This window comes from Pseudolabrys sp. (assembly GCF_035943735.1).
Classification (GTDB): Bacteria; Pseudomonadota; Alphaproteobacteria; order Rhizobiales; family Xanthobacteraceae; genus Pseudolabrys.
Window position 1 is genome coordinate 159,224 of sequence record NZ_DASZBV010000008.1, and the last position, 25,062, is coordinate 184,285.

The window sequence follows — 25,062 nt, forward strand, 5'->3', positions numbered from 1 at the left end:
CCCCTAATGCTCGGCTTCGGTCGCGACCAGTTTCCAGTTCGGATCGCGCGACGACACGTCGCGCGCGAATGTCCACACGTCGGTGATATCGGTGACACGCTCGGCGCTGCCGTCGATGACGTTGCCGTTGCCGTCGCGTGTCGCGGTGATGAGCTTGGAATGGAAGCGCACCGTCACCTGCGCTGTCTTCGCCTTCAGTTCGGCGGCGACGATGTCGGCGGTGTCGATCGAGACGAAGCGCGTCTCGACCGTCTCGCCGCGCTTCTCGCGCTCGCCGATCGCCGCGTCGAAGCCGTCGTAGACGTCGCGCGAGAGCAGGTTCTTGAGCGTGCGGCGATCGCCCTCGGCGAAGGCGCCGACGATCATCTCGTAGGCGCCCCGCGCCCCGGCGACGAAGTGCTTGCCGTCGAAAGCGGGATCGGCCGCAACGATGCCTTCGAGACCGGCCGCCACCGGGGAGCCCGCTTCGGCGATGCCCTTCCAGCGGTCGCCCGGCTCGCTCGGCTCGGCCAGCTCCGCCGGCTTCGGCGCCGCCATGGGCTCGGCCTGCCGCGGCGGCAAAGCGACGACCTTCTCGGTCGCCGGCCGCACCGGCTCGCGGGCGGAATAGGGATCGTACGGGGGCCGCTCACGGCCGGTCCGCTGGCCGAGGACGCTGCGCAGGCGCAGGAAAATGAACACCGCCAGCGCTAGGAAGATGATGGTGTAGATGTCGAACACGTTCTGCATGCTTTCGGCTACCGTGACGGACGGCCCGTCGGGACCGTCGCCGGCGGGACGGCATGGCAGCCGGACCCACCGGTACTATGTAAGCGGATGGCGGCGCCGATCCATAGGCCGGGAGCCATATGTTCCGGCCTCCCGATCCGGGCCGCACGTTAGACGATTTGGGGCGCTGCCGCCAACACGGAGCCCGCGGCAAAATACGGGCCCGAAATGAGTAAATGGAATGAAGATCGCCCGTTCGCTGCTCAGTTTCCTGCTGTTTCTGCCACTGATGGAACTCGTGGTGTTCATTGCAGTTGCGGTGGCGATCGGCTTTGGCGCGGCCCTGGGGCTGATCCTGCTAGGCTGCATCGCCGGGATGCTGCTGCTGCGCCACGCCGGCGGCAGCCACATTTCGCGCCTCCGCGTCGCCATGGCCGAGGGCAATTTCAGCACCCTGCAGGCGGATGCGACCGGCGGCATGATCCTTCTTTCCGGCGTGCTTTTGGTCATCCCCGGCTTCATCACCGACGCGCTCGGCCTGGCGCTCTTGTTTCCACCGCTGCGTCGAGCCGTGCTGGGTCTCGTCGGCCTGCGGCCGGGCGTCGCACGCGCCAATGACGGCGTGGTCGATCTCGAGCCGGAGCAGTGGCATCGGGTGCCCGACCCGGAATTGCCCGACCGCCGCAACGACCGCGATGGCCGGTAAGCGGCCGCCGTCACCCATCCTTGTTCGTCGCGGGGGGCTGTGTTAGCGAACCCGCCGCATACGAAGGAGATCGCATGTCGACGACCAATGGCGGCCCCGCCGAGGCTCCGCAGCCGCAGCTCAGCGTTTTGGCGCAGTACATCAAGGATCTCTCGTTCGAGAACCCGAACGCGCCGCGTTCGCTGATGCCGGGTCAGCAGCCGCAGATCAACATCCAGATCAATGTCGACGCCAATCCGCTGTCGGAAACCGACATCGAGGTCGCGCTGCGACTCGAAGGCAGGGCGGAGCACGAGTCGAATGTGATGTTCGCCTTCGAGCTCACCTTCGCCGGCGTGTTCCGCGTCCAGAACGTGCCGCAGGAGAGCCTGCAGGCGATCGTGCTGATCGAATGTCCGCGCCTGCTCTTTCCGTTCGCGCGGGAGATCGTCGCCACGATCGTGCGCAACGGCGGCTTCCCGCCGCTGCTGCTCGATCCGTTCGACTTCGTCGCGCTCTATCGCCAGAAGATGGAGCAGATGCAGGCGAACCCCGCGATGGCGTAAGGCGTCGCGCGCAGCATTAGATGTTTTGTTGTGGCCGGGCTTGTCCCGGCCATTGCTTTTTGAAGAGCTTGCTGTCCGAGGTGCCGCGGCAGCGCTACTTCTCTGCCGAATAGCTCAGCCAGATTGCGGCTTCGCCCAATGTGGCGATGAAGGCCGCATGCGCTTCGCGCTCGGCCTCGGTGATGCGCGGCGCGAGCGGCGCCGGCCGCACGCGGATCACCAAAGCACCGTCAGTGCCGGTGACCGCCGTCACCACCGTCTCGGCGAGACCGAGCTGCGCCTGCCGGCCGCCGATCAATTCGAGATAGACTTCGGCGAGGATCTCGGCGTCGAGCAGCGCGCCGTGCTTGGTGCGGCGTGAATTGTCGATGCCGTAACGCGCGCACAAAGCGTCGAGGCTGTAGGGGCCGGCCGCGTGCTTGCGCCGCGCCAGCATCAGCGTGTCGACGACGCGGTCGCGCGGCAATTCCGGCCGCGCGGCGCGCTTCAGCTCGTGACAGATAAAGCCGTAGTCGAAGCCGGCATTGTGCGCGACCAGCGGCGAGTCGCCGAGGAACGCCAGGAAATCGTCGGCCACGTCGGCGAACCGGGGCTTGTCCTTCAGGAACTCGACCGACAGCCCGTGCACGGCGAAAGCCTCCGCCGGCATATCGCGGTCGGGATTGAGATAGGCGTGAAAGGTCGCGCCGGTCGGGATGCGGTTGAGCAGCTCGATGCAGCCGACCTCGACCACCCGATGCCCCTGGTCGGGGGAGAGGCCGGTCGTTTCGGTATCGAGGACGATCTCGCGCATGTTGTTCCGTGGCGCTGGCGGGAATCAGCTCCGCCGCTTCGGCATTGTAGCGACCTTGACCAGAATGTCCCGCACTTGCGCGCGCGCGACGTCGAAGCCTTGCGACGTATCCACCACGAAGTCCGCCCGCGCCCGCTTCTCGGCGTCAGGCGTCTGCTTGACGAGGATGGCGGTGAACTTCGCTTCGGTCATGCCCGGCCGCGCCAGCACGCGCTCGCGCTGCATCTCGGGCGGCGCCGAGACGACGACCACCGCGTCGCACAGCGTGTCGCCGCCGGTCTCGTACAGCAGCGGAATATCGAGCACGGCCACCGGCGCGCCGCTGCGCTCGGCCGCGGCGAGGAACGCGTCGCGCGCTGCCGCCACGAGCGGATGCACGATCGCCTCCAGCCGGCGCATCTCCTCAGGCTGGCCTATCACCCGCTCGCCGAGCTTCATGCGATCGACTTTGCCGCCGGCGGTCGTGCCGGGAAACGCCGCTTCGATCGGCGCCACTGCCTCACCTTCGTAAAGCCGGTGCACGACGGCGTCGGCATCGCTCACCGGCACGCCTTCCTCGGCGAACATCTTCGCCGTGGCCGATTTGCCCATGCCGACCGATCCGGTGAGGCCGAGGATGAACATCGTCAGCCATCCACAAACCCGGCGCCGCGCAGATACGCCAATAGCGGCAGCAGCGGCAGGCCGAGAATGGTGAAATAGTCCCCTTCGACGCGCTCGAACAAATGCACGCCGATGCCCTCGAGCTGATAAGCGCCGACGCTCGCGAGTGCCAGGTCGCCGCTCATGTCGAGATAGTCGTCGATGAAGCGATCGGAGATATCGCGCATCGTCAGCCGCGCGGTGTCGACACACTGGAACAGCAATTCGCTGTCGCGCACCAGCGCCAGCGCCGAATGCAATTCGTGCGTACGGCCGCGCAGCGCGCGTAATTGGGCGGCGGCCTCGGTGCGATCCTTCGGCTTGGTGAAGCGTTGCGCGCCGCGCGCCAAGGTCTGGTCCGCGCCGAGCACCGGACGCCCCGGCACGTTTGCGACGACGGCTTCAGCCTTGGCGCGCGCCAGAAGGCGCGCCGCAGCGGCCGCAGCGGCCGGCTGTGCCGCGGTCTCGACCGCGCGCTCATCGATCTGCGCCGGGCGGATTTCGAAGCGCAGCCCGGCGGCGGCGAGAATCTTGCCGCGGATGTCGCTCTTGGAGGCGAGCACGAGCGGTTGCGGCGCGAGCCAGAGCGGCATGGAATTCCCTGCGTTCTATCCGTTCGCCCCCCGCGAAAGCGGGGGCCCAGCGCTGGATTCCCGCTTGCGCGGGAATGAGCGGGGTATCGCGGTCAGCCCTAAAATTCAACTTGGGCCGCACCAAGTCATCCGCGAAATCAGATCCCCGGCGCGCGGCGGCGGTCGGTCAGGAGCCGCATCACCGCGGCGGCGGTCTCCTCGATAGAGCGGCGCGTCACGTCGATCATCGGCCAGTTGTGGCGCGAGCATAGCCGGCGCGAAAACTGGACCTCCTCCGCCACCGACGCCTTGTCGATGTACTGGTCGTCGTCGCGGTGCGCCTTCAGTCCAAGCAGCCGGTTTTCGCGGATCTGCACGATGCGTTCGGGACTTGCGAACAGCCCGACCACCAGCGGTCGCGCCAGCTGCTCGACCTGCGGCGCCAGCGGCACTCCGGGCACCAGCGGCACATTGCCGGTTTTTACGCCGCGGTTGGCAAGATAGATCGAGGTGGGCGTCTTCGATGTGCGCGATACGCCGATCAGCACCACGTCGGCTTCTTCCAGCCCTTCCGGATGCTGGCCATCGTCGTGCATCATGCTGAAGTTCAGCGCATCGATGCGCTGGAAATATTCGGCATTGAGCACGTGCTGCGCGCCGACGCGGTGGATTGTCTCAGCGCCGAGATAGGACTGGAACAGGCGCAGGATCGGTCCCAGAACCGACATACAGGGCAGACCGAGCTCGCGGCATTTCTCTTCCAGGAGTTGGATCAGGTCCTCTTCCAGCAAGGTGTAGAGCACAAGGCCCGGCGACTCGGTGATCTCGGCAAGCACGTGGTCGAGTTGTTTCTTCGAGCGCACCATCGGGTAGAGGTGCTCGACCGGCGATACGTTGGCGTACTGCGCTGCCGCCGCGCGCGCGACGGTGATCAGCGTTTCGCCGGTCGCATCGGAGACCAGGTGCAGATGGAAATAACCGGTATCGGCCATGGATAACGAAAGGTTTCACGTGTGGACAGTTGGGGAGGAGGCCACCTTTAACCCCCCGAGGCAAGCGTCCTTGCCGATTCTGTCCTCACACCCTCCACATGCCGTCCATTGGGGGCGCCCACGCACCGAGGAGCCGCGATCACCCGGCGATGTGGACAGCCGGCTGGGGACGGCCGGGGATATCTGCGCAAAGACGCGGTGAATGGGCCTGTACCGCTGTGGACCGCCCGCTATCGGATTGCAGGTGAATCTGGATCGTGATCGGCATGCCAGTGGACAGACTGTTGAGCGGCAGGCATGAGTCCAATCAACACTCCAATAACCACTACAGATAATCTTAAGAGAGTCTTGATGAGGGAAGACGGGACCGGCCCTGCCGTGGGGACAAAACCCGTGCTGCGCGTCCTTGCTGGCGAACGACAGGCCGTTCCTCCGGTCTGGCTCATGCGGCAGGCGGGACGTTACCTGCCGGAGTACCGCGCCCTGCGCGAGAAAGCGGGCGGCTTCCTCGATCTCTGTTTCAACCCTGAGCTCGCGGCGGAAGTAACGCTGCAGCCGGTGCGGCGGTTCGGTTTCGACGCCGCGATCTTGTTTTCCGACATCCTGGTCGTGCCGCTGGCGCTCGGCCGCAAGGTGGAATTTCTTGTTGGCGAAGGGCCAAAGCTCGAGCCGCTGACCGATGCGGAGGGTGTGAAGCGGCTGGCCAAGCGCATCGACGCCATGGTGGTGGCGCCGATCTATGAAACCGTGCGGCGCGTGCGCAAGTCGCTCGACGACAAGACGACGTTGATCGGCTTCTGCGGCGCGCCGTGGACGGTCGCGACCTACATGGTGGCCGGCGAAGGCACGCCCGATCAGGCCCCGGCGCGCATGTTTGCCTATCGCGAGCCTGAGACGTTCGCACTGTTGATCGATCGGCTCGTCGGGGCCTCGATTGAGTACCTGGTCGGCCAATTGAAGGCTGGCGCCGAGTGTGTGCAGTTGTTCGACACCTGGGCGGGCGTGCTGTCGCAGGGCGAGTTTGAGCGCTGGTCGATTGAGCCTGCGAAACGCATCGTCGAGGGCGTGCGCGGGCAGGTCAAGGGCGCAAGGATCATCGGCTTTCCGCGCGGCGTCGGCGCGAAGCTCTGGCGCTACGTGCAGGACACCGGCGTCGATGCCGTCGGCCTCGACTGGACGCAAGGGTTGATCTACGCGCGCGACCACATCCAGCCGCTCAAGCCGGTGCAGGGGAACGTCGATCCCTTGGCGCTGCTGGCCGGCGGCGGCGCCCTCGACCGCGAGGTCGACGCGGTAATGGAAGCGCTCGCGGGCGGGCCGTTCATCTTCAACCTCGGTCACGGCATCTTGCCGCCAACGCCGATCGCGCATGTCGAGCGTATGCTCAAGCGAGTGCGGGGATAACGGGTGTAGGTCATGGCCAGGCTTGTGCCGGCCATTTCGCTTCGCTAGGCACGGCTCATGTACCTCTGGCTCAAAGCCCTGCACATCATCGCCGTCATCTCGTGGATGGCCGGATTGCTCTACCTGCCGCGGCTGTTCGTCTATCACGCGGTCGCGACGCCCGGGTCCGAGCAGTCGGAGACCTTCAAGGTGATGGAGCGGCGGTTGCTGCGCTACATCATGACGCCGGCGATGATTGCCACCTGGCTGTTCGGTCTGGCGATGATCTGGGCGATGGGCCTCGACGCCTTCAAGGTGGCCGGCTGGCTGCACGCCAAGCTGGTGCTGGTGCTGGTGCTTTCAGCTATGCACGGTCTGATGAGCCGCTGGCAGCGGGATTTCCAGCACGACCGCAACCGGCGGCCGCAGAAATTCTTCCGTATCGCCAACGAGATACCCACGCTGCTCATGATCGCCATCGTGATCCTGGCGGTGGTCAAGCCGTTCTAGCCGGCGCGCCGATCGGCACTGCCCGTGCACACCATGGCGAACCGCGAGCGCGTCCCTCAAAAGATCGTAGGAGCCGTCGGACTTCGCCCCTTGCGCAAAAGCACGCGCCAACTTATGTTGGTCGGTATCCCCCCGAACGCAGGCGGATGCCGTCGCGTTCCGGAACCGATCTCGTTCGGAGCCGGGCGCAGCATCGGGCCCCAGGGACCTTCCCCTAAGCGCCCCCAATCAATCCAGACCTGCGACTCCAGACTTCTCATTCCAAGGCGGCACCCAACTTTTCATTTGGCCCGCCGATCATCCCTACAGGACCAATGCCCCCCATGCGGGAAATGAAGCTCCAGGACCTGAAGTCCAAGACGCCTCCCGAACTCGTCGCTTTCGCTGAAGAGCACCAGGTCGAAAACGCCAGCACGCTGCGCAAGCAGGAGCTGATGTTCGCGATCCTGAAACAGCTCGCGAGCCAGGAGGTCGACATCATCGGCGAAGGCGTCGTCGAGGTCCTCCCCGACGGTTTCGGATTCCTCCGCTCGCCGGAGTCGAACTACCTCTCGGGCCCGGACGACATCTACGTCTCGCCCTCGCAAATCCGCCGCTTCGGTCTGCGCACCGGCGATACGGTCGAGGGCCACATCCGTTCGCCGAAGGAAGGCGAACGATATTTCGCGCTGCTCAAGGTCAACACCCTCAACTTCGAGGACCCGGAGAAAGCCAAGCACAAGGTCAACTTCGACAACCTGACGCCGCTCTATCCAGAAGAGCGGCTGAAGATGGAGCACGACGATCCGACCAAGAAGGATCTCTCGGCCCGGGTCATCGACATCGTCGCGCCGATCGGCAAGGGCCAGCGCGCGCTGATCGTGTCGCCGCCCCGTACCGGCAAGACGGTGCTGTTGCAGAACATCGCCCACGCCATCACCGCCAACCACCCGGAAGTGTTCCTCATCGTGCTGCTCATCGACGAGCGGCCGGAGGAAGTCACCGACATGCAGCGCTCGGTGAAGGGCGAGGTCATCTCCTCGACCTTCGACGAGCCGGCCTCGCGCCACGTGCAGGTCGCCGAGATGGTGATCGAGAAGGCCAAGCGCCTGGTCGAGCACCAGCGCGACGTCGTCATCCTGCTCGACTCGATCACCCGCCTCGGCCGCGCCTACAACACGGTCGTTCCGTCATCCGGCAAGGTGCTCACCGGCGGCGTCGACGCCAACGCTCTGCAGCGGCCGAAGCGCTTCTTCGGCGCCGCGCGCAACATCGAGGAAGGCGGCTCGCTGACCATCATCGCCACCGCGCTGATCGACACCGGCTCGCGCATGGACGAAGTGATCTTCGAGGAGTTCAAGGGCACGGGTAACTCCGAGCTCATCCTCGATCGCAAGGTCGCCGACAAGCGCACCTTCCCGGCGATCGACATCACCCGCTCCGGCACGCGCAAGGAAGAGCTGCTCACCGAGCCGGCCGTGCTCAAGAAGATGTACGTCCTGCGCCGCATCCTCAATCCGATGGGCACGATGGACGCCATCGACTTCCTGCTGGACAAGCTGCGCAACACCAAGAGCAACAGCGAGTTCTTCGAGTCGATGAATACGTAAGCGCGTCACCGCGCCGACATTGCCAATGGCCGGGCAAAAAGCCCGGCCATTTTTTTGATTTTGTATTTCCAACGTCATGATCGGGCTTGTCCCGGCTATCTTGATGCCGAGGCAACCACCAAAGATCCGATGGAAGCGAGCCGGATCGGCTTCCAGCTCTGGGTGCAGGCGGTCAATGCGGCCGGCACGACCGACCTGCCGCGGTACGCAGCACCTTTGTAAGCCGGCGGTCATCGGCCGCTTCGGCGACAAGAACGGTCATCGCGCCAGTATGGATCAGCGACGAACTGCTGGCGCCGGAGCCGTGGAGCCGCTGGCTCAAGCGCGCGGCAGCGGCCTGAAGTCGGAGGCCTTCAGATTTGCTTCGGCGTGGGTTCAACCGCCGTGACAGCCCGTGTGCGGCGCTCCACGCCGCTCCACGTCCATGTCCGCCCATAGGCGGTGATCGGTTCTTCGATCAACCGGGTCAGCACCCAGCCGGCCACGACGCACAGCGGCAGCGACGCCAACGTCACCAGCCATTGCGCCGGCGTTACGACGTCGGGACGCGCGCCGAGGAGAAGGCCATGCATCAACCCGAGGATCGGCAGATGCGTGAGATATATGGCGTAGGAGGTGCGGCCGAAGAAACAGAGGATTCGGGAGCAGAAGCGCTGCGCTTCCGGTGCGCCGCGCACCAGTGATAGGAGGAACGTCGCTGCCGCAGCCGCGGTCAATAGCGGATAGAGAACGGCGAAAGCCGAGCTGCGGCGACCCGCGAGCACGCCGAGGAAGGCGAGACACAGGAGCAGCACGATCGGCGCCAGGCGCAGGGCGTAATCGAGCGCTCCCCGCCGCACGATGGCGAGCCGCGCCGCGAGCGCGGCGAGAAGCCCGCAGATGAGCACGTCGGCATTGGTCGGAAGCAGCACATGCGCGGCGCTCTGATTGGCGAAGCCGAAGCCGTAAACGGCAATCCGGCAGCCTACGGCCGCCGCCGCGGCGGCTATGAGCGTGGCGGCGAGATAACGGCGTGGCACGAGCAGAAAGGTGAGCGGCGCCAGCACGTAGAACTGTTCCTCGATCGCCAGCGTCCAACTGGGTGAGAGCCAATGCGCACCGACGCTGTGCGTCTCGGCCATGAAAAAGTTCTGCGTGAACGTGAAATAACTCCAGGCGGGAAAGCTTACATCCGCGTCGCGCCAGGACGCGCCGGTCGCGGCCAGCATCGCCGTGATCAGAAGTACCGAAAAGAAATAGATGGGTAGCGTGCGGCAGACACGGCGGACATAGAAGACCTGAAAGAAATTGTCGTGGTGCATTTTCCCGAGGATGAGCCCGCCGACAAGGAAGCCGCTGAGCACGAAGAAGGTCTCAACCGCCATGCGCCCGAGCAGGAAGACGCTGAGGCCGTGCGGGACTTCCCCGAAATAGTGGGAGAGCACCACCAGAATGGTCATCAGGCCACGCACGCCGTCGAGCGCGACGATGCGCCGATCAGCTCCTTCGGGTTGCGACTTCGTCTCCCGAAGGGAATTACGAACGGCGTCCACGCGGCGACCCTCAACCGGATTGCGTGATGGCCGTTATACAATCCAGACCTGAGAATTGCGTTGTCTAAAGTGGTTGTGGAGCTCTTGCGGTTGTAGAAACGGCCCCGGTGGTGAAGACTTCCTTAAGGCGCGGCCTTGTCAGCCGAGCCTTACCCGGCTCGGCCGGTACTCGGTGAGATACGGATCGACGATGCAGATCGCGCCGGACCCGCCGATGCCCTGCTTGCAATCGCTTTCGCTGGAATAGCCGCAGCGCACGCGCGAGCCCGGTCTGTCTTTGAAGCCGCACCAGGCCAGGCCGCCGGCGGCTGCGGCCGGCTGACCCGGCGTCGGCGAGGCCGCCATGGCGTCAGCGGCGGCGAGGCCGAGCATGAGGACCGCCGCGCTCACGAAGAAGATCGCACGTTGCATAGAGTTCTCCCGATTGCTCCGTCGCCCCCGGTCGACTCGACAACACCGATTCTTCGCGAGAGTTCGCCGTCGATCAAGGGCGGCGCATGGCGGCGACCGCCTCGGCAAGCTGCGCCGGTTCCGTCAGCGGCAGCGAGCAGCGTTCGCCGACGCAGACGAAGGCGGCGCTGCCGGTCACCGCTTTCAGCTTGTCCTGCGCCGGATGCGACGGCGGCAGGTCGGCGGCGCTGGCCGCGCGCAGCACGATGCGGCCGACGAAGGGCAGCTTGAGCGCCGCTTGCGCCAGGCGTTCAGCATCGGGGCCGGCGCAGACGATCTCGGTGCCGGTCAAGCGCAGGTCCAGCGCGTTCAACAGCGCGACGTGCCCGAACAGGTTGCGCGCATTGGTCGAGAGGATGTGCTCGATCAGGCGGTCCGCGCGGGCGCGGAAGGCGTCGTCGCCGGCGAGCACGGCGAGCCGCAGCAGATTTCCGGCGGCAAGCGAGTTGGCATTGGGGATGGCGTCGTCGGCGGTCGCGTGCGGCCGCAGCAGGAGGTCGGAGGCATCGTCGGCGGACAGGTAGTAGGCGCCGGTCTCGGCGTCGCTGTAGTGGGCATCGAATGCCCCCTGCCAGGCAAGTGCGCGCGCGAGATAGGCCCGCTCCCCGGTCGCCTCATACAAGGCCAGCGCGGCGCGGATCATTGCCGCATAGTCGGAGGCAAGCCCCGGCCACAGCAGGCGGCCGTCGCGGAAGGAATGGCCGAGGCGATCTCCCCGCGTCATCGCGCGCGCGATGAAATCGAAGGCGTGCCGCGCAACGGCGATCCAGTCCGGCTCGTCGAGCACGACGCCGGCATTGACGAGCGCCGCGATCATCAGCCCGTTCCAGTCGGCGAGCACCTTGTCGTCGAGGCCGGGGCGCACGCGGGCGGCGCGCGCGTCGAGCAGGATTGCGCGCAGTGCCGTCAGCCGCGCCTCGTCATCGCCGGTGCGCGGCACGTCATGAAGGCGATTGAGGATATTGTGGCCTTCGAAATTGCCTTCATCGCTGACGTCGTAATAGCGCGCGAAGAACTCCGCCGCTTCCGGCCCGATCAGTTCGATGATCTCGTTCTTCGACCAGACATAGAATTTGCCCTCCTCGCCTTCCGAATCGGCGTCGAGCGAAGCGCTGAAGGCGCCGTCCGGTGTCGTCATCTCGCGCTTCAGCCAGCCGACCGTCTCGCGCGCGCGCTGCGCGAACAGCGCCTTGCGGCTGCCATCCGCGAGCGAAGCGATGCCGTTCTTCGAACGACTGCAGCCGAGCGCCAAAAGCTCGAGTAGCTGCGCGTTGTCGTAGAGCATCTTCTCGAAATGCGGCACCAGCCAGCGCTCGTCGACCGAATAGCGCGAGAAGCCGCCGCCGAGATGATCGTAGATGCCGCCTTCGCACATGCGTTCGAGCGAGTGCTCGACGACATCGAAGAAGCGCGCGTCGCCCGTGCGCAACCCCGCGCGCCAGAGCATCTCGAGGATCGCCGGCTGCGGGAATTTCGGCGCGCCGCGCAAACCGCCGTTGACGCTGTCGAACATGTTGCCGATCTGGCCGGCGGCCGCGTCGAGCTCCTTGCCGCCGATGACGACCTTGCCTTCGGGCCGCGCCTTCTGCGCCAGGTTGGCGAGCAGCGACGCGCGGTTCTGCGCGATCTTCTCAGGCTCTTCGCGAAACAGCCGCGCCACCTCGCGCAGCACATCGACGAAGGCCGGGCGGCCGAAGCGTGATTCTTTCGGGAAATATGTGCCACCCCACACCGGCTCGCCGGCCGGCGTCAGAAACATCGTCAGCGGCCAGCCGCCCTGCTCGCCCAGCAGATGCAGCGCGTTCATGTAGATCTGGTCGATGTCGGGCCGCTCTTCGCGGTCGACCTTGATGTTGACGAACAGCTCGTTCATCACGCGCGCGGTCGCCTCGTCCTCGAAGGACTCGTGCGCCATCACATGGCACCAGTGGCAGGCGGCGTAGCCGACCGAGAGCAGGATCGGCCGGTTGGAGCGCTTCGCCTCGGCGAGTGCGTCCGGTCCCCACTGCCACCAGTCGACCGGATTGTGCTTGTGCTGCAAAAGATAGGGCGACGTCGCGCCGGCGAGACGATTGGTGTGGGCGGTCTGCGGGTTTTCCATCCGGCAAGTCTATCGGGTTTGCGAAACGGGCGCAGCGCGCATGGGGCAATGCCGCGTCCCGATTGACGTTCCGGCTGCGAAATCAGACCATGCCGGGATACGGGGATGGGCATGCACCTGAGCAGTGTGCGGCTATTTGCAGCGGTCGCGATCGGCGCGGCCATGATCGCCGGCCCGGTGCGGGCTGACGAGACGGTCAGCATCGGCGGCTCCCGGGCAGTCTTGCTCAAGCCGCCTGTCCCGCACGCCAGCGTCATTCTCATGCCGGGCGGCGACGGACAAATCGAGGCCGCCGCCGGCGGCGCGATCGGGCATTTGAAGAACAATCAGCTCGTGCGCACGCGCAACGCCTATCGTGCGCGCGGGCTTGCGGTGCTGGTGGTGGACGCGGATGTGAACCTGAAGGCGGCGGTCGACTATATGCGCGCGATCAAGGGCCCGGTGACGGTGATCGGCACCAGCCGCGGCACGCTGCGCGCCGCCGAAGGCATTGCGGCGGGAGCGCGGCCGGATGCGCTGGTCCTGACGTCGGGATTTCTCAGTGCCGAATCCGGCAGCGGCCAGAACGTCGTCGCCATCCTCGGCTCACCGGCGCGGCTGCCGCGTACCCTCGTGATCGAGCATCGGCAGGACGGCTGCCGCTTCACGCAGCCGGCCGGCGTCGAGCCCTTCATCAAATGGGCCGGCGGTCGCGCGCGCGTGGTGTGGCTCGACGGCGGCGTCAGCTTCGGCAATCCATGCGGGGCGAAGGCCCATCACGGCTTCAACGGCATCGACGGCCGTGTCGTGTCGCTGGCTGCCGGTTTCCGTTGAGTGCCGGCTACTTGCGTGCGTCAGCCGACAGAAGCGCGGTCAGCACCAACTCGCGCCCGTGCATCTTGCGGTTAGCCCACTGCCGGATGTCGGTGACGGTGTAGTCGTCGAGGAACGGGTTCGCCTTGACGATCTGCGTACGGCTGGTCTTGCCGCTGGCGTCGGCCATGGCCATCACGCCGGCGGCGTCGGCATGCGGCGGGGCCTTGAGCAGCGCGGCGGCGCCCGCCGCGCCGGCGAAATGCGCCAGGTAGAGCGTGCCGGCCGTCACCGGCAGCCCACGCCGGTGCAGCATCGTCGCGTTGCGTTCGGCGAAGCGGACCGCGATCTCGTGCGAGAGAGGCGCCTCGTTGCGCAGCGCCAGTAACTGCTCGCGCGTACGCCCCTTCAGGAGGTCCGGCCGGTAGGCGCGGATCATCTCCAGCCAGGTGTCATCGAGGAACTGCGCCGGCCCGGCGGCGGAAGAACGCTTGTTCTTCACATCGTGGCCGTTCGATTCGGCGCTGATGATGCGGCTGACGACGGAGTCGACCGCCGCGGTGCCGGTGAGCGGGCCGCCTGTATCGAACCAGTGGAAGACGTTGGCTCCGGCGATCAGCGCCAGCCCGAGCACGGCAACGACGGCCGCCGCGATGGCGATGCCGGCCTGCAGCCTGCCGGGACCCGGCGGCGGCGGCGGTGGCAGCCAGACGACCTCGGGCACGGGCGTGCTCGGCGGCGCCGTCACGGTCGGCAGCGGCTCGGCCGGTGGCGCGACATCACCGGCGTGCGCCAGCTGCGTGAGCTGCCGGTCGACCTCGTCGAACATGCCGATCGTCGCCGCCTGCATAGATGGATGTCCCGCCTTTCAAGTTTGAGTATCGCGCCTATGCGTGGCTGAAGCGTGGCCGCTGCGGCAATCGTCGCGAATTTAGTTAATCCGGCCATAACAAGTTTAACGAACGGGAACTTTTCGGTTCGCTGCAGAAAAACTCACGGCAGGATGGCGAAGGCCCGCGCCGGGAAACCCAAACCTTTGCGCACCTTCGGCCAGGTCACGACGATCAGCGCACCCTTCGCCGGCACCTTGTCGAGATTGGCCATCACCTCGATCTGGTAATGCCCGTGCTGCAGGATCCATGTTTCCGAATCCATCTTGTCGGTGGTGTCGGTGTCCATCGCCTCGTGCCCGGTGGCGGTGACTCCGCGCTTCTCGTAGAGGAATTTGACGGTCTCGAATGCCCAGGCCGGGAACGGCGCGCGCTTGAAGCGCTCGGGGTTCGCGTCCCAGTCCTTGGACATGTCGGTGCGCAGCGCCACGAACGATCCCTTCGGCACGCGGCCGTGTTTCTTCTCCCACGCCGTGAGGTCGGCAACCGAGAAGGCGTGGTTCGGGTCCTTGGCGAGATAGGGCGTGTCGTCGAGCACGATCAGCGGCAGGATCATCTGCTTGAGCGGGATCTCGTCCATGGTGATGCCGTTCTCGGCGAAATGCGCCGGCGGATCGACATGCGTGCCGTACTGCCCGACCATGTCGTAATAGGTGGTGCGGAAGCCGTCCTCCTTGATCGTGTAGGGCCGCTTGGTCTTCGGGTCGAACGCCGGCGTGAACTTCGCCTGGCCGAAGCCGGACCATACCGGCGTCTCCGGCGAGAAGCTGTGCGTCAGATCGACGAACCTCTTCGAGGCGATGACGCGATAGGCGCGTGCGAGATCGGACTGCGCCTGCGCGGCGGTGAACGACAATGCGATTGCGAGGAGTGCGAGGCAGAGCGGCTTTGCAAGCTTCATGGCGGTCCCCCTGGGATCGGGTGCCATGATACGAATGCGCGCCCACACCGGATAGTACGGCGGCCGCCGAAGAGTCCCCGGATGCGTCGCCGGCGCCCGCGCGCTATCATCGCGGCATGGCTGACGTTCTCGACATGGCGGCGGTCGCCGCGCTGGTGGGCGACCCGGCGCGCGCCAACATCCTGTGCGCGCTGCTCGACGGTCGCGGCTATGCCGCGGGTGAGTTGGCTTACGCCGCGCACGTGTCGCCGCAGACAGCGAGCGGCCATCTCGCCAAGCTCGCCCAGGCCAAGCTGATCACCTCCACGCCGGCGGGGCGGCATCGCTATTTTCATCTGGCGGGCCCGCACGTCGCGGCGATGCTGGAGAGCATCATGGCCGTAGTCGCGACCGCGCCGCCGCGCTGCAAGCCGCCGCGCATTCCCGACGACATGCGTGCAGCGCGCATGTGCTACGACCACCTCGCCGGCCGGCTCGGCGTCGCCCTCGCCGACACGCTGCAGGCGCGCGGCTTCGTCGAATTCGGCAACGATGGCGGCGTCGTCACCAATGCCGGCGACATGTTCTTTTCTGAACTGGGCATCGACATCGCCGCCGCGCGCAACGGCCGCCGCGCCTTCTGCCGTCCGTGTATCGACTGGAGCGAGCGGAAGCCGCATCTCGCCGGCGCGGTCGGCGCCGCGTTGGCGCGGCATCTGTTTGATCTCGACTGGATCGCGCGCGTGCGCGACAAGCGCGTCGTGACGATCACGCCGAAAGGCCGGCTCGCCCTTGTGCGGACATTCGGCATTGCGCTCGACGACGCGCATGATCACTCCGCGCATCGCGCCAGCGCCTGACGCTTCGGAAAGCCCGATGCGCTAGCTGTTGGTCAGCGCGCCGTCCGGGCTCGCTTGGTCGACGGCCGCCGGCAGATGCTCGGCCAGCATGGCGAGCGTCGCGTCGGCCGGCATTCCGAAATGCTCGGCAAGCTGACGGACCTGGTCGTTCCCGAGCGCGGCGCGCAGCTGGTCGGCTGTTACCGGCAGGTTCGGGTTGTTGCTCAGCCACGATTGCACCTGCTCGCCGAGGCCGCCGGCCTGCAGTTTGCTGACGAGACCTTGCAGGTTGCCGAGATTACTCTTGGCCAGCGTCGAGGCGATCAGGCCCGGAGCCATGCCTTCGGCGAGATTGGCAGCGGCTTTCAAGGCGCCGCCCAGATTATCGAACAGGCCCATGACGTCTCTCCGTTGGGTCGTGACGATGACGAGATCCCGCGATTCGGCTCACGGATGCTTCTCGTTCTTGGCGGCGCGGAATCCGGCGGCCGCCGTGTCGCGTTCGCACATGTAAGCGCCGTCCTTCGTGTGCCCGTAATCGCGATACGCGCTGTAGTGATAGATCTTCGAATCGAGATTGACCCACACGACGGTGTCGCCGGGGCAACGTGCCTTCGCTTGAGCCTCGGTCGAGAATTGGCCGGCGGCGTGCGTGCCGGCGGCGGGCGCACGGGCTGCCGGCGGCGGCGCCGCGGTCGTCTTCGGTGCGGAAGATGGCGGAGTCTTTGCGGTGGGCGCAGGCGCCGGCTGCGTCGCGCCAATGCCGGCGCGGCATTTTTCGACGTAGGCCTTTTCCGTGATGCCGGCCGCCTGGTTGGCGGCCTTGTTGGCGCGCCACTCGGATTCGCACGCCTTCGCCGTCTTGGTCGGTTTGGCCGCGGTCGACGGTGGGGTGGTGGATTTGGCCGGCTTTGCTGGCGGGACGGTCGATGGTGTGCTCTGTGCGGCGGCCGGTCCGGCGCGACATTTTTCGACGAACGCCTTTTCGGTCACGCCTGCGGCCTGATTCGCGGCTTTATTCGCGCGCCATTCTTGCTGGCACGCCGCGACCGACTTTTGTTGCGCAAGGGCCGGTGAGGACAAGATCATCAGTCCGACGGCGACAACGCTCGGGATAAACAACAGACGTTTTAACATCATAGACTCCGGATATTGTTGGTCGGACGATGCGCAGCGGCGAATTATATGGAGTCGCCGCTGTCGCGGCGGCGACCGGGCGGCGCTCGGCCTCACCTCATCTGCGAGGTGTACGTGGCCTGCGTGCGATGTGTGTCAGGAGTCCTTTTCACACTTTGTCATGAAGCTGTTCTTGGCAGCGCCGCTGAGCGGTTTGCCATCCTTGCCGACCGCCTTTCCGGCGCAGGCGTCGACTTTGCATTTCTTCACGAAGCTCGTCTTGGCGGCGCCGGAGAGCGGCTTGCCGTCTTTGCCGACGGCGTTGCTTTCGCAGGTTGTCTGCGCCATGGCGGAGCCGGCGGCGAAAGCTGTGATGAGGGCTGCGAGAAGGATGCGTTTCATATCGGTTCCTTTGGTTATGAATAGGCCGACGTCGAGCCAGTGAAGTGACACCGGCTTAACAAGCAATAGAACGACGCTGCGTCGGATTGAGTTTGATTGGAATCAAACGGGGCTAATATTTTGATGGCCGCGATATAAACGCGAAAAGATTGCAGACGCGGCAAATGTCGCGCAACGCGATATGAGTAACGAAGCGATATTCAAAAAAGTGGTACTCAGTACGGCATGCCGTCCTTGCGCGTGAATGCCCACTTCCCGTCGGGTCCGAGCTTCGCCCCGATGTCGTCGGCCGGATACGTGGCCTCGTCGCCCGGCGTACGGTCGCCGATCTCGAGATAGACGACGTCCTCACCTGTTCGGTTGACGAGCTGATGCGCGAGACCGGCGGCAGGAAAGCCGGCGCACATGCCGGGCGTCAGCTGCACCTCGCCGCGATCGGTGACCAAAGTCGGCGTGCCTTCGAGGATGAAGACCAGCTCGTCCTGCTTGCTATGCCGGTGCAGGAGAGCCGATTCGCCGCCGGGCGCAAGCCGCGTGAGATTGACGCCGAAGTTCTTCAGGCCGAACAGATCGCCGAGTGGCCGCTTCTCGCGCTTGCCCATGCGCGAACGGAACGGCTCGGGATAGTTCGATTGCTTTGTGCGCGGCGCCGCCGAGGCGGCGACGATAGCGATGGGTGTTTGCTGGCTCATGCGGCGCTCCGCTGCTCTCCGGTCGCCACCGCGCCGTAATAGGCGCGGCCGAGGGTCTGCCGCCCCTGCTCGTCGAAGGTCATGAGTTCGCTGCATGCGGTGACGCGGTCGGCGACGCGCGACGTGTACATCACCGCCAGTGTGCGCCGTGCCGCGTCCCAGGCGACATCGTCGAGCGTGAAGTGCAACGATGGGATGCGCGCCAGCGCCGCTTGCCAATAGGCGCGGAGCTTGTCCTTGCCGATGAGCTTCGCCTCGCCGGTGATTGTCTGTGCGATGGGACTTTCGAACACGCAGTCGTCTGCAAAGTGCGCCAGCACGGCTTCGGCATCGCGGGCATTCCAGTTGGCGATCCACTGTGCGGCGAAAGCGGAGGGAAAGTCGGGGCTGGTGAGGGGCGGCATGGCGCGGCTCCGGCGGTGAGGTGCGCCACAGTACCGCCGAGGCCAAATAGGTCAATAATACTGACCTATCACGAGCGCGTGAGTCTGACGGTTGCCCGTCACTGGATCGACGGTGTCGACGCTTGACCTCCCCTGCCCGCCGGCGCTTGGTCGCGGCGCAATGAGCGAGCCTTCCCGCGACACTATTTTCGCCCTCTCCTCCGGCCGGCCGCCCGCGGCCATAGCCGTCATCCGCATCGCCGGCCCGCGCGCCCGCGCCGCGCTCGAGGCGCTCGGCGTGAAGGTGCCGGAGCCACGCCGGGTTGGGTTCGCCCGGTTCCGCGATGCGGCCTCCGGCGAGGTCATCGACGAAGGTCTGGTGCTGTTTTTCGAGGCGGCGAAGAGTGAGGTTGGTGAGGACACCGCCGAGCTGCAGCCGCACGGCGGCCGCGCCATCATCGCCGCGTTGCTGGCGGCGCTCGGGCGCGTCGAGGGCTTGCGGCCGGCGGAGGCCGGCGAGTTCACCCGCCGCGCTTTCGAGAACGGCAAACTCGATCTCACCGAAGTCGAGGGTCTCGCCGACCTCGTGATGGCGGAGACGGAGGGCCAGCGGCGCCAGGCCTATCGCCAGATGCGCGGCGCGCTCGGCAAGCAGGCCGAGGCCTGGCGCGAGCGGCTGATCAAGGCGCTGGCGCTGGTCGAGGCGCGCATCGACTTTTCCGACGAGGGCGACGTGCCCGAGGACCTGCTCGCCCCGGCGGTGGCGATCGCCAGCGAGCTCGCGGCGGAGATCGCTGGTGCATTGGCCGACGGTCAGCGCGGCGAGCGATTGCGCGAAGGCATGGTGGTGGCGATCGCAGGGCCGCCGAACGCCGGCAAGTCGACGCTGCTCAACCGTATCGCCAGGCGCGAGGCGGCGATCGTGTCGCCTTATGCCGGTACAACCCGGGACGTGATCGAGGTGCACCTCGATCTCGGCGGCTTGCCGGTGACCTTGCTGGACACGGCTGGCATCCGGGAAACGGACGATCCGGTGGAACTGGAGGGCGTCCGCCGTGCGCAGGCGCGGGCGGCGGATGCGGATCTGGTGTTGTGGGTCGTGGATGCGAGCGATGCGTCGAACGCGGGAACAAATACGTCTGGCTCGAAAAAAAGTGAATCCTGCCAATCGCGCTGGCTGATTCGCAATAAAAGCGATCTCGTTCAAGGGCTTAGGGGCGACGCGCCCGGTGCGGCGATCCCCGGTAGTCCTGAACCTAAGCGACGGTCTAATGACTCCTTAAATGTTATGGTAAACAACCAGTTAACGGGAAGAAATGAATCAAAGAGTCATATAGATGAACCTCAGTTCAATGTTTCTGCTGAGACCGGCGCTGGTATTCCTGGGCTTCTGAGCGCGCTGGAGGGCCATGCGAGCGGATTTCTGGCCGGCGCCGAGTCGGCATTGATCACCCGTGCCCGCCACCGGAGGGCGCTGGAAGACGCGGTCGCCGCGCTCAGCCGGGCCGCCGGTCGGCCAGTGGCCGAGCGCGAGGATTTGCTGGCCGAGGAGCTGCGCCTGGCTGCGCAGGCGCTTGGCCGCCTCACCGGCCGCGTCGACGTCGAAGATATCCTCGACGTGATCTTCCGAGATTTCTGTATCGGCAAGTAGTACTTGCGGCCTGCGTTCCGGAACGGGCATGTTTCACGTGAAACATGGCCGCCGGCGGTTGTTTTTGACCCTGCGGCCGGCCTCGGCTAAAAGTCGGTTCGAGGCTCCAGACAATGCGCAGTGATTTTGACGTCATCATCATCGGCGGCGGCCACGCCGGCTGTGAAGCCGCGGCCGCGGCTGCGCGCATGGGCGCCCGCACGGCTTTGGTGACACACCGGTTTTCGACCGTCGGCGCCATGTCTTGCAATCCGGCGATCGGCGGACTCGGCAAGGGGCATCTCGTCCGCGAGATCGATGCCCTCGACGGCCTCATGGGCCGCGTCGCCGACCAGGGCGGCATCCAGTTTCGGGTCCTCAACCGTCGCAAGGGACCGGCCGTCCGCGGGCCGCGCGCCCAGGCGGATCGGAAGCTCTATGCGGCCGCGATGCAGGCTGCGATCCGGGCCACGGCCAATCTCGCGGTGATCGAGGGTGAGGCCGACGATTTGCTGCTGTCGAACGGCCGCGTGTCCGGCGTCCGCATGGCCGACGGCCGCGAATTCGGCGCCGGCGCCGTGGTCCTGACCACCGGCACATTCCTGCGCGGCCTGATCCATATCGGCGAGAAACAGATTCCGGCCGGCCGCGTCGGCGAAGCGCCGGCGATGGGGCTGTCGAAGACCCTCGAAGGCGCCGGATTGGCGCTCGGCCGCCTCAAGACCGGGACGCCGCCGCGCCTCGACGGCCGCACCATCGACTGGCAGGCGCTCGAGATGCAGCCCGGCGACGACCCGCCGGAGCCGTTTTCGATGCTGACCGAGCGGATCACGACGCCGCAGATCGAATGCGGCATCACCCGCACAGTTTCGCTGACCCACGAAGTCATCCGCGACAACGTCCATCGTTCGCCGATGTATTCCGGCCAGATCGCCAGCCGCGGGCCGCGCTATTGCCCGTCGATCGAGGACAAAATCGTCAAGTTCGGTGACCGCGACGGCCATCAGATCTTCCTCGAGCCGGAAGGCCTCGACGATTCCACCGTCTATCCGAACGGGATTTCGACCTCGTTGCCGGAGGACGTGCAGAAGGCCCTGGTCGCGACCATTCCGGGGCTGGAGCGGGCCGAGATCGTCCGGCCGGGCTACGCCATCGAGTACGACTTCGTCGACCCGCGCGAGCTGATGCCTTCGCTAGAGGTCAAACGGCTGAAGGGCCTGTTCCTGGCCGGCCAGATCAACGGCACGACAGGCTACGAAGAGGCCGCGGCGCAGGGACTTCTCGCCGGTCTGAACGCGGCGGCGCTGGCTGGCGGCTCGAAGCCGATCATTTTGGACCGCGCCGAGGCCTATATCGGCGTGATGGTCGATGACCTGGTGACCCGCGGCGTTAGCGAGCCGTACCGGATGTTCACGTCACGCGCCGAATATCGGCTGCAGCTGCGCGCCGACAATGCCGACCAGCGTTTGACTGCCAAAGGCATGGCGCTCGGCTGCGTCGGCGCCGAGCGGTCGCGCTTCCATACGGTGAAGAGCACAGCCTTGGAGGAGGCGCGGGCCTTCGCCAAATCGGTGACGCTGACGCCGAAGGAAGCCGCGAAGCACGGCCTCACGCTCAATCAGGACGGCCAGCGGCGTACGGCATTCGAGCTGCTGTCGTATCCGACCGTCTCGTTCCCCGATCTGGCGCGCATCTGGCCGCGCTTCGGCGAGTTAGCGCCGAAGATCGCCGAGCAGATCGAGATCGACGCCAAATACGACGTGTATCTGTCGCGCCAGGCGGCCGACGTCGCAGCCTATCGGCGCGACGAGAGCTTCGCGCTGCCGGACGATCTCGACTACGCGGCGCTGCCGGGGTTGTCGAACGAGGTCCGCCAGAAGCTGACGACGCAGAAGCCGCGCACCATCGGCCACGCCAGCAAGATCGACGGGGTGACGCCGGCGGCGCTGACGCTTCTGGTCGCGCATGTGAAGCGCGGCCGCGGCAAGCCGGCCAAGAGCGCTTGAGCAAAGCCGGGCAGGGCGATCTCGCCGCCGATAAAGCGGAGGCGCTGCGGCTGACGCCTGTTTCACGTGAAACACAGCAAAGGCTTGAAACCTTCGTCGCGCTGCTGCTGCAGTGGCAACAGAAGACGAACCTGATCTCGCCGGCGACGATTCCAAATCTCTGGACGCGGCACGTGGCCGACTCGTTGCAGCTCATCGACCTGGCTCCCGATGCGAAGGTCTGGGTCGACTTCGGCGCCGGCGGCGGCTTTCCGGCGATCCCGGTGGCGTGTGCCTTGGCCGAGCGGCCGGGCGCGCAGGTCCATCTGGTCGAGAGCAACGGCAAGAAGGCCGCCTTCTTGCGCGAGGCGATCCGCGCCACCGGGGTGCCGGCGGTGGTCCACCAGAAGCGAATCGAGGATTGTGGGGACAGCTTTGGGGACAAGGTCGATGTGGTCAGCGCGCGGGCCCTGGCGCCGTTGAAAATCCTCTGCGATCAGGCGTTTCCTCTGATCGCCCGGGGCGCCGTCGGCCTGTTTCCCAAGGGCCAAGATGTAGCGGCTGAATTGACCGAGGCCGCTAAATATTGGAGGATCGAAGCCGAGACGGTGCCAAGCCGGACGAGTCCTGAGGGCTGCATCGTGGTGGTCAAAGGACTTTTGCGATTAAAATCCTAACTCCTTCGGCGGAGGCACGCACTCGAGCGGCGGACGCGGGGCGGGAGAGGGGCGGCCACTGGCCGACCGGGCGAGAAACGAAGGTGGCGCTCGCCTTTCGGCCGCAGAGTCAGAGACCCTCGAGGCTCGGCCTTCGGCCGAGCAACTCAGGGTGCCGGATCAAGGACGGTGCGGCGGGCGCCTTGAGACGACGGACAAAGTTTTGGATTTGACGAGAGTGCAGAGGCCATGAGCAACACGACGGATAATCCCGACCAGACGGCAGAGACGCCGGCGGCCTCAACGCCCCCCGCCGAGCCGCAGGTGATCCCGCTGCGCCAGCCGTCGCTCGCCGGCGATGCGCCGGGGCCGCGCGTCATCGCGGTGGCCAATCAAAAGGGCGGCGTCGGCAAGACGACGACGGCGATCAATCTCGGCACCGCGCTCGCCGCCATCGGCGAGCAGGTGCTCATCGTCGACCTCGATCCGCAGGGCAACGCCTCGACGGGCTTAGGCATCGAGCGCAAGGCGCGCCGCACCTCGACCTACGACGTGCTCACCAACCAGGCGCCGATGCGCGACGCCGTGTTGCCGACGGCGGTGCCGCAGCTCTTCATCGCGCCGTCGACGCTCGATCTCTCCGGCGTCGAACTCGAGATCGGCCAGCAGCGCGATCGCGCCTATCGCCTGCGCAACGCGCTCAACGAATTGAACAAGGGGCCGCGCGCGCACGACTTCACTTACGTGCTGGTCGACTGCCCGCCGTCACTCAATCTGCTCACGGTCAACGCCATGGCCGCGGCCGACTCGGTGCTGGTGCCGCTGCAGTGCGAGTTCTTCGCGCTCGAAGGTCTGTCGCAGCTCTTGAAGACGGTCGAGCAGGTCAAGACCGCGCTCAATCCGAAGCTGTCGATCCACGGCATCGTGCTGACGATGTACGACTCGCGCAACAACCTCTCCAACCAGGTCGTCGCCGACGTGCGCGAGTTCATGGGGCCGAAGGTCTACGACACGGTCATCCCGCGCAATGTGCGCATCTCGGAGGCGCCGTCCTACGGCAAGCCGGTGCTCGTCTACGATCTCAAATGCGTGGGCAGCGAAGCGTATCTGCGGCTGGCGACGGAGATCATCCAGCGCGAGAAGGCGCTGAAGGCGGGGTAGGCCTCTTCATCCCTCCCCTGAAAGGGGAGGGTCGATCTGAGCGAAGCGAAGATCGGGGTGGGGTCACGGCGCAATTGAGAGCATACCCCACCCGGCTCGCTACGCTCGCCACCCTCCCCTTGCAGGGGAGGGATAAGAAAGAAGACTCGAAGACACAAGGAAGGCGTAGCGTGGCGGATCGGTCGGGAGCAGCGGCGATGGCGGAGCACAAACGATTGGGACGCGGCCTCGCGGCGCTGATCGGCGACGTCGACGAGGATCCGTCGGCGGCGCAGGCGCCGGCGCCCAATGAACAACCGCGTCGCCCGCGCCGCGCGCCGATCGAAAGCCTGAAAGCCAACCCGCGCAATCCGCGCCGCACCTTCCGCGACGACGAGCTCACCGAGCTCGCCGAGTCGATCAAGGAGCGCGGCATCATCCAGCCGATCGTCGTGCGCGAGGCCGGCGACGGCACGTACGAGATCATCGCCGGCGAACGGCGCTGGCGCGCGGCACAGCGCGCCGGTCTGCACGAGGTGCCGATCGCCATCGTCGACGCCACCGACATCCAGTCGCTCGAATTCGCCATCATCGAGAACGTGCAGCGCGCCGATCTCAATCCGATCGAGGAAGCCGCCGGCTACGCCGCGCTGATGGAGCAGTGCAATCACACGCAGGAGCAGGTGGCGCAGATCGTCGGCAAGAGCCGGCCCTACGTCGCCAACCTGGTGCGGCTGTTGAAGCTGCCGGAGCAAGTCAAAAGCCTGGTGCGCCACGGCCAGTTGTCGGCCGGGCACGCGCGTCTGCTCGTCGGCCACGCCAATCCGCTGGTGCTGGCCGAGATGGCGATCGACGAGGGCTTCAGCGTGCGCCAGCTCGAGGAGTGGGTGCGCACGCCGGAGGGCCAGCCCGGCGACGCCTACATGGCAAAGATGCACAAGAAGGCGCGCGGCGGCACGACGACGCCGGCGAAGGACGCCGACACGCGCGCGCTGGAGCGGCGCCTGACCGACGCGCTCGGGCTGGAAGTGTCGATCGACCACAAGGGCGAGAAGGGCAGCCTGACGATCAAGTACACGGATCTCGATCAGCTGGATGATGTGGTGAGGAAGCTGGGGGGCTGAGGCGATACGT

The 25,062-nt window shown here is 66.1% G+C and carries 28 protein-coding genes; 13 read left to right on the forward strand and 15 right to left on the reverse strand.

Annotated elements, in window-relative coordinates; all coding sequences use genetic code 11:
• Nucleotides 1-3: 3 nt before the first annotated feature.
• The gene (locus VGV41_RS05425) at nucleotides 4-729 is read right to left on the reverse strand and encodes a Tim44/TimA family putative adaptor protein (RefSeq protein WP_326862675.1); all 726 of its coding nucleotides are present in this window, start codon (nucleotides 727-729) and stop codon (nucleotides 4-6) included.
• Nucleotides 730-949: 220 nt separating this feature from the next.
• Between VGV41_RS05425 and VGV41_RS05430 the strand changes: the two genes are divergently transcribed.
• On the forward strand, nucleotides 950-1,414 hold the full coding sequence (locus tag VGV41_RS05430) for an FxsA family protein (protein WP_326862676.1): 465 nt from the start codon (nucleotides 950-952) through the stop codon (nucleotides 1,412-1,414).
• A gap of 74 nt (nucleotides 1,415-1,488) precedes the next feature.
• Entirely contained in the window at nucleotides 1,489-1,959 is a 471-nt protein-coding gene (gene secB, locus VGV41_RS05435; protein WP_326862677.1) for a protein-export chaperone SecB, read from the forward strand.
• Nucleotides 1,960-2,053: 94 nt separating this feature from the next.
• Here the strand turns inward: secB and dnaQ are convergent, their stop codons facing one another.
• The 4 genes from dnaQ to VGV41_RS05455 form a co-directional block, all read right to left on the reverse strand.
• Entirely contained in the window at nucleotides 2,054-2,752 is a 699-nt protein-coding gene (dnaQ, locus tag VGV41_RS05440; RefSeq protein WP_326862679.1) for a DNA polymerase III subunit epsilon, read from the reverse strand.
• Nucleotides 2,753-2,776: 24 nt separating this feature from the next.
• Nucleotides 2,777-3,376: a dephospho-CoA kinase gene (gene coaE / locus VGV41_RS05445; protein ID WP_326862680.1), complete on the reverse strand. Its 600-nt coding sequence runs from the start codon at nucleotides 3,374-3,376 to the stop codon at nucleotides 2,777-2,779.
• Between the two features lie 2 nt (nucleotides 3,377-3,378).
• The gene (locus VGV41_RS05450; protein ID WP_326862681.1) at nucleotides 3,379-3,987 is read right to left on the reverse strand and encodes a Maf family protein; all 609 of its coding nucleotides are present in this window, start codon (nucleotides 3,985-3,987) and stop codon (nucleotides 3,379-3,381) included.
• 137 nt (nucleotides 3,988-4,124) lie between these two features.
• On the reverse strand, nucleotides 4,125-4,958 hold the full coding sequence (locus VGV41_RS05455; RefSeq protein WP_326862682.1) for a pyruvate, water dikinase regulatory protein: 834 nt from the start codon (nucleotides 4,956-4,958) through the stop codon (nucleotides 4,125-4,127).
• Nucleotides 4,959-5,309: 351 nt separating this feature from the next.
• Here VGV41_RS05455 and hemE point away from each other — a divergent pair, with 351 nt between their 5' ends.
• From hemE to VGV41_RS05475, 4 genes are all read left to right on the forward strand, one after another.
• Nucleotides 5,310-6,362 carry a uroporphyrinogen decarboxylase gene (gene hemE, locus VGV41_RS05460; protein WP_326862684.1) on the forward strand — a complete coding sequence of 351 codons (1,053 nt, stop codon included), beginning with the start codon at nucleotides 5,310-5,312 and terminating at the stop codon, nucleotides 6,360-6,362.
• 57 nt (nucleotides 6,363-6,419) lie between these two features.
• A complete protein-coding gene (gene hemJ, locus VGV41_RS05465) occupies nucleotides 6,420-6,851 on the forward strand; it encodes a protoporphyrinogen oxidase HemJ (RefSeq protein ID WP_326862686.1) in 432 nt (143 codons plus the stop codon).
• A gap of 323 nt (nucleotides 6,852-7,174) precedes the next feature.
• The gene (gene rho, locus VGV41_RS05470; RefSeq protein WP_326862688.1) at nucleotides 7,175-8,440 is read left to right on the forward strand and encodes a transcription termination factor Rho; all 1,266 of its coding nucleotides are present in this window, start codon (nucleotides 7,175-7,177) and stop codon (nucleotides 8,438-8,440) included.
• 54 nt (nucleotides 8,441-8,494) lie between these two features.
• Nucleotides 8,495-8,662, forward strand: a complete 168-nt coding sequence (locus VGV41_RS05475) for a hypothetical protein (RefSeq protein WP_326862689.1) — start codon at nucleotides 8,495-8,497, stop codon at nucleotides 8,660-8,662.
• A gap of 131 nt (nucleotides 8,663-8,793) precedes the next feature.
• On the opposite strand, the gene VGV41_RS05480 is transcribed toward VGV41_RS05475, so the two are convergent.
• The 3 genes from VGV41_RS05480 to VGV41_RS05490 all read right to left on the reverse strand — a co-directional run bounded on the left by VGV41_RS05480 (nucleotide 8,794) and on the right by VGV41_RS05490 (nucleotide 12,523).
• Nucleotides 8,794-9,972, reverse strand: a complete 1,179-nt coding sequence (locus VGV41_RS05480) for an acyltransferase (RefSeq protein WP_326862690.1) — start codon at nucleotides 9,970-9,972, stop codon at nucleotides 8,794-8,796.
• Between the two features lie 138 nt (nucleotides 9,973-10,110).
• Complete coding sequence (locus VGV41_RS05485) at nucleotides 10,111-10,383, reverse strand: DUF3551 domain-containing protein (RefSeq protein ID WP_326862692.1); 273 nt, start codon at nucleotides 10,381-10,383, stop codon at nucleotides 10,111-10,113.
• Nucleotides 10,384-10,456: 73 nt separating this feature from the next.
• Complete coding sequence (locus VGV41_RS05490; protein WP_326862693.1) at nucleotides 10,457-12,523, reverse strand: thioredoxin domain-containing protein; 2,067 nt, start codon at nucleotides 12,521-12,523, stop codon at nucleotides 10,457-10,459.
• Nucleotides 12,524-12,634: 111 nt separating this feature from the next.
• Between VGV41_RS05490 and VGV41_RS05495 the strand changes: the two genes are divergently transcribed.
• A complete protein-coding gene (locus tag VGV41_RS05495; RefSeq protein ID WP_326862695.1) occupies nucleotides 12,635-13,336 on the forward strand; it encodes an alpha/beta hydrolase in 702 nt (233 codons plus the stop codon).
• A gap of 7 nt (nucleotides 13,337-13,343) precedes the next feature.
• Here VGV41_RS05495 and VGV41_RS05500 read toward each other — a convergent pair whose 3' ends face one another.
• Entirely contained in the window at nucleotides 13,344-14,165 is an 822-nt protein-coding gene (locus VGV41_RS05500) for a lytic transglycosylase domain-containing protein (protein WP_326862697.1), read from the reverse strand.
• Between the two features lie 143 nt (nucleotides 14,166-14,308).
• Nucleotides 14,309-15,106: a cyclase family protein gene (locus VGV41_RS05505; RefSeq protein ID WP_326862699.1), complete on the reverse strand. Its 798-nt coding sequence runs from the start codon at nucleotides 15,104-15,106 to the stop codon at nucleotides 14,309-14,311.
• Nucleotides 15,107-15,222: 116 nt separating this feature from the next.
• On the opposite strand from VGV41_RS05505, the gene VGV41_RS05510 reads away from it, so the two are divergent.
• Nucleotides 15,223-15,945, forward strand: coding sequence for a helix-turn-helix transcriptional regulator (locus VGV41_RS05510; protein WP_326862700.1), 723 nt, complete (start codon nucleotides 15,223-15,225; stop codon nucleotides 15,943-15,945).
• Nucleotides 15,946-15,966: 21 nt separating this feature from the next.
• Here the strand turns inward: VGV41_RS05510 and VGV41_RS05515 are convergent, their stop codons facing one another.
• The 5 genes from VGV41_RS05515 to VGV41_RS05535 all read right to left on the reverse strand — a co-directional run bounded on the left by VGV41_RS05515 (nucleotide 15,967) and on the right by VGV41_RS05535 (nucleotide 18,538).
• Nucleotides 15,967-16,323, reverse strand: a complete 357-nt coding sequence (locus VGV41_RS05515; RefSeq protein WP_326862702.1) for a YidB family protein — start codon at nucleotides 16,321-16,323, stop codon at nucleotides 15,967-15,969.
• A 48-nt stretch (nucleotides 16,324-16,371) separates the two neighbouring features.
• Nucleotides 16,372-17,157, reverse strand: a complete 786-nt coding sequence (locus VGV41_RS05520; RefSeq protein ID WP_326862704.1) for a hypothetical protein — start codon at nucleotides 17,155-17,157, stop codon at nucleotides 16,372-16,374.
• A gap of 39 nt (nucleotides 17,158-17,196) precedes the next feature.
• The gene (locus tag VGV41_RS05525; protein ID WP_326862705.1) at nucleotides 17,197-17,442 is read right to left on the reverse strand and encodes a hypothetical protein; all 246 of its coding nucleotides are present in this window, start codon (nucleotides 17,440-17,442) and stop codon (nucleotides 17,197-17,199) included.
• Nucleotides 17,443-17,657: 215 nt separating this feature from the next.
• Nucleotides 17,658-18,134: a cupin domain-containing protein gene (locus VGV41_RS05530; RefSeq protein ID WP_326862707.1), complete on the reverse strand. Its 477-nt coding sequence runs from the start codon at nucleotides 18,132-18,134 to the stop codon at nucleotides 17,658-17,660.
• A complete protein-coding gene (locus VGV41_RS05535) occupies nucleotides 18,131-18,538 on the reverse strand; it encodes a nuclear transport factor 2 family protein (protein WP_326862708.1) in 408 nt (135 codons plus the stop codon). The genes VGV41_RS05530 and VGV41_RS05535 overlap by 4 nt, the downstream gene beginning before the upstream one ends.
• Before the next feature lie 160 nt (nucleotides 18,539-18,698).
• Here VGV41_RS05535 and mnmE point away from each other — a divergent pair, with 160 nt between their 5' ends.
• The 5 genes from mnmE (at nucleotide 18,699) to VGV41_RS05560 (ending at nucleotide 25,052) form a co-directional block, all read left to right on the forward strand.
• Nucleotides 18,699-20,168: a tRNA uridine-5-carboxymethylaminomethyl(34) synthesis GTPase MnmE gene (gene mnmE, locus VGV41_RS05540; protein ID WP_326862709.1), complete on the forward strand. Its 1,470-nt coding sequence runs from the start codon at nucleotides 18,699-18,701 to the stop codon at nucleotides 20,166-20,168.
• Nucleotides 20,169-20,281: 113 nt separating this feature from the next.
• Complete coding sequence (mnmG, locus tag VGV41_RS05545; protein WP_326862710.1) at nucleotides 20,282-22,153, forward strand: tRNA uridine-5-carboxymethylaminomethyl(34) synthesis enzyme MnmG; 1,872 nt, start codon at nucleotides 20,282-20,284, stop codon at nucleotides 22,151-22,153.
• The gene (gene rsmG, locus VGV41_RS05550; RefSeq protein WP_326862711.1) at nucleotides 22,150-22,809 is read left to right on the forward strand and encodes a 16S rRNA (guanine(527)-N(7))-methyltransferase RsmG; all 660 of its coding nucleotides are present in this window, start codon (nucleotides 22,150-22,152) and stop codon (nucleotides 22,807-22,809) included. Before mnmG ends, rsmG begins: the two co-directional genes overlap by 4 nt.
• Before the next feature lie 228 nt (nucleotides 22,810-23,037).
• Nucleotides 23,038-23,949, forward strand: coding sequence for a ParA family protein (locus VGV41_RS05555; RefSeq protein WP_326862713.1), 912 nt, complete (start codon nucleotides 23,038-23,040; stop codon nucleotides 23,947-23,949).
• A gap of 197 nt (nucleotides 23,950-24,146) precedes the next feature.
• The gene (locus VGV41_RS05560) at nucleotides 24,147-25,052 is read left to right on the forward strand and encodes a ParB/RepB/Spo0J family partition protein (RefSeq protein ID WP_326862714.1); all 906 of its coding nucleotides are present in this window, start codon (nucleotides 24,147-24,149) and stop codon (nucleotides 25,050-25,052) included.
• Nucleotides 25,053-25,062 lie beyond the last annotated feature (10 nt).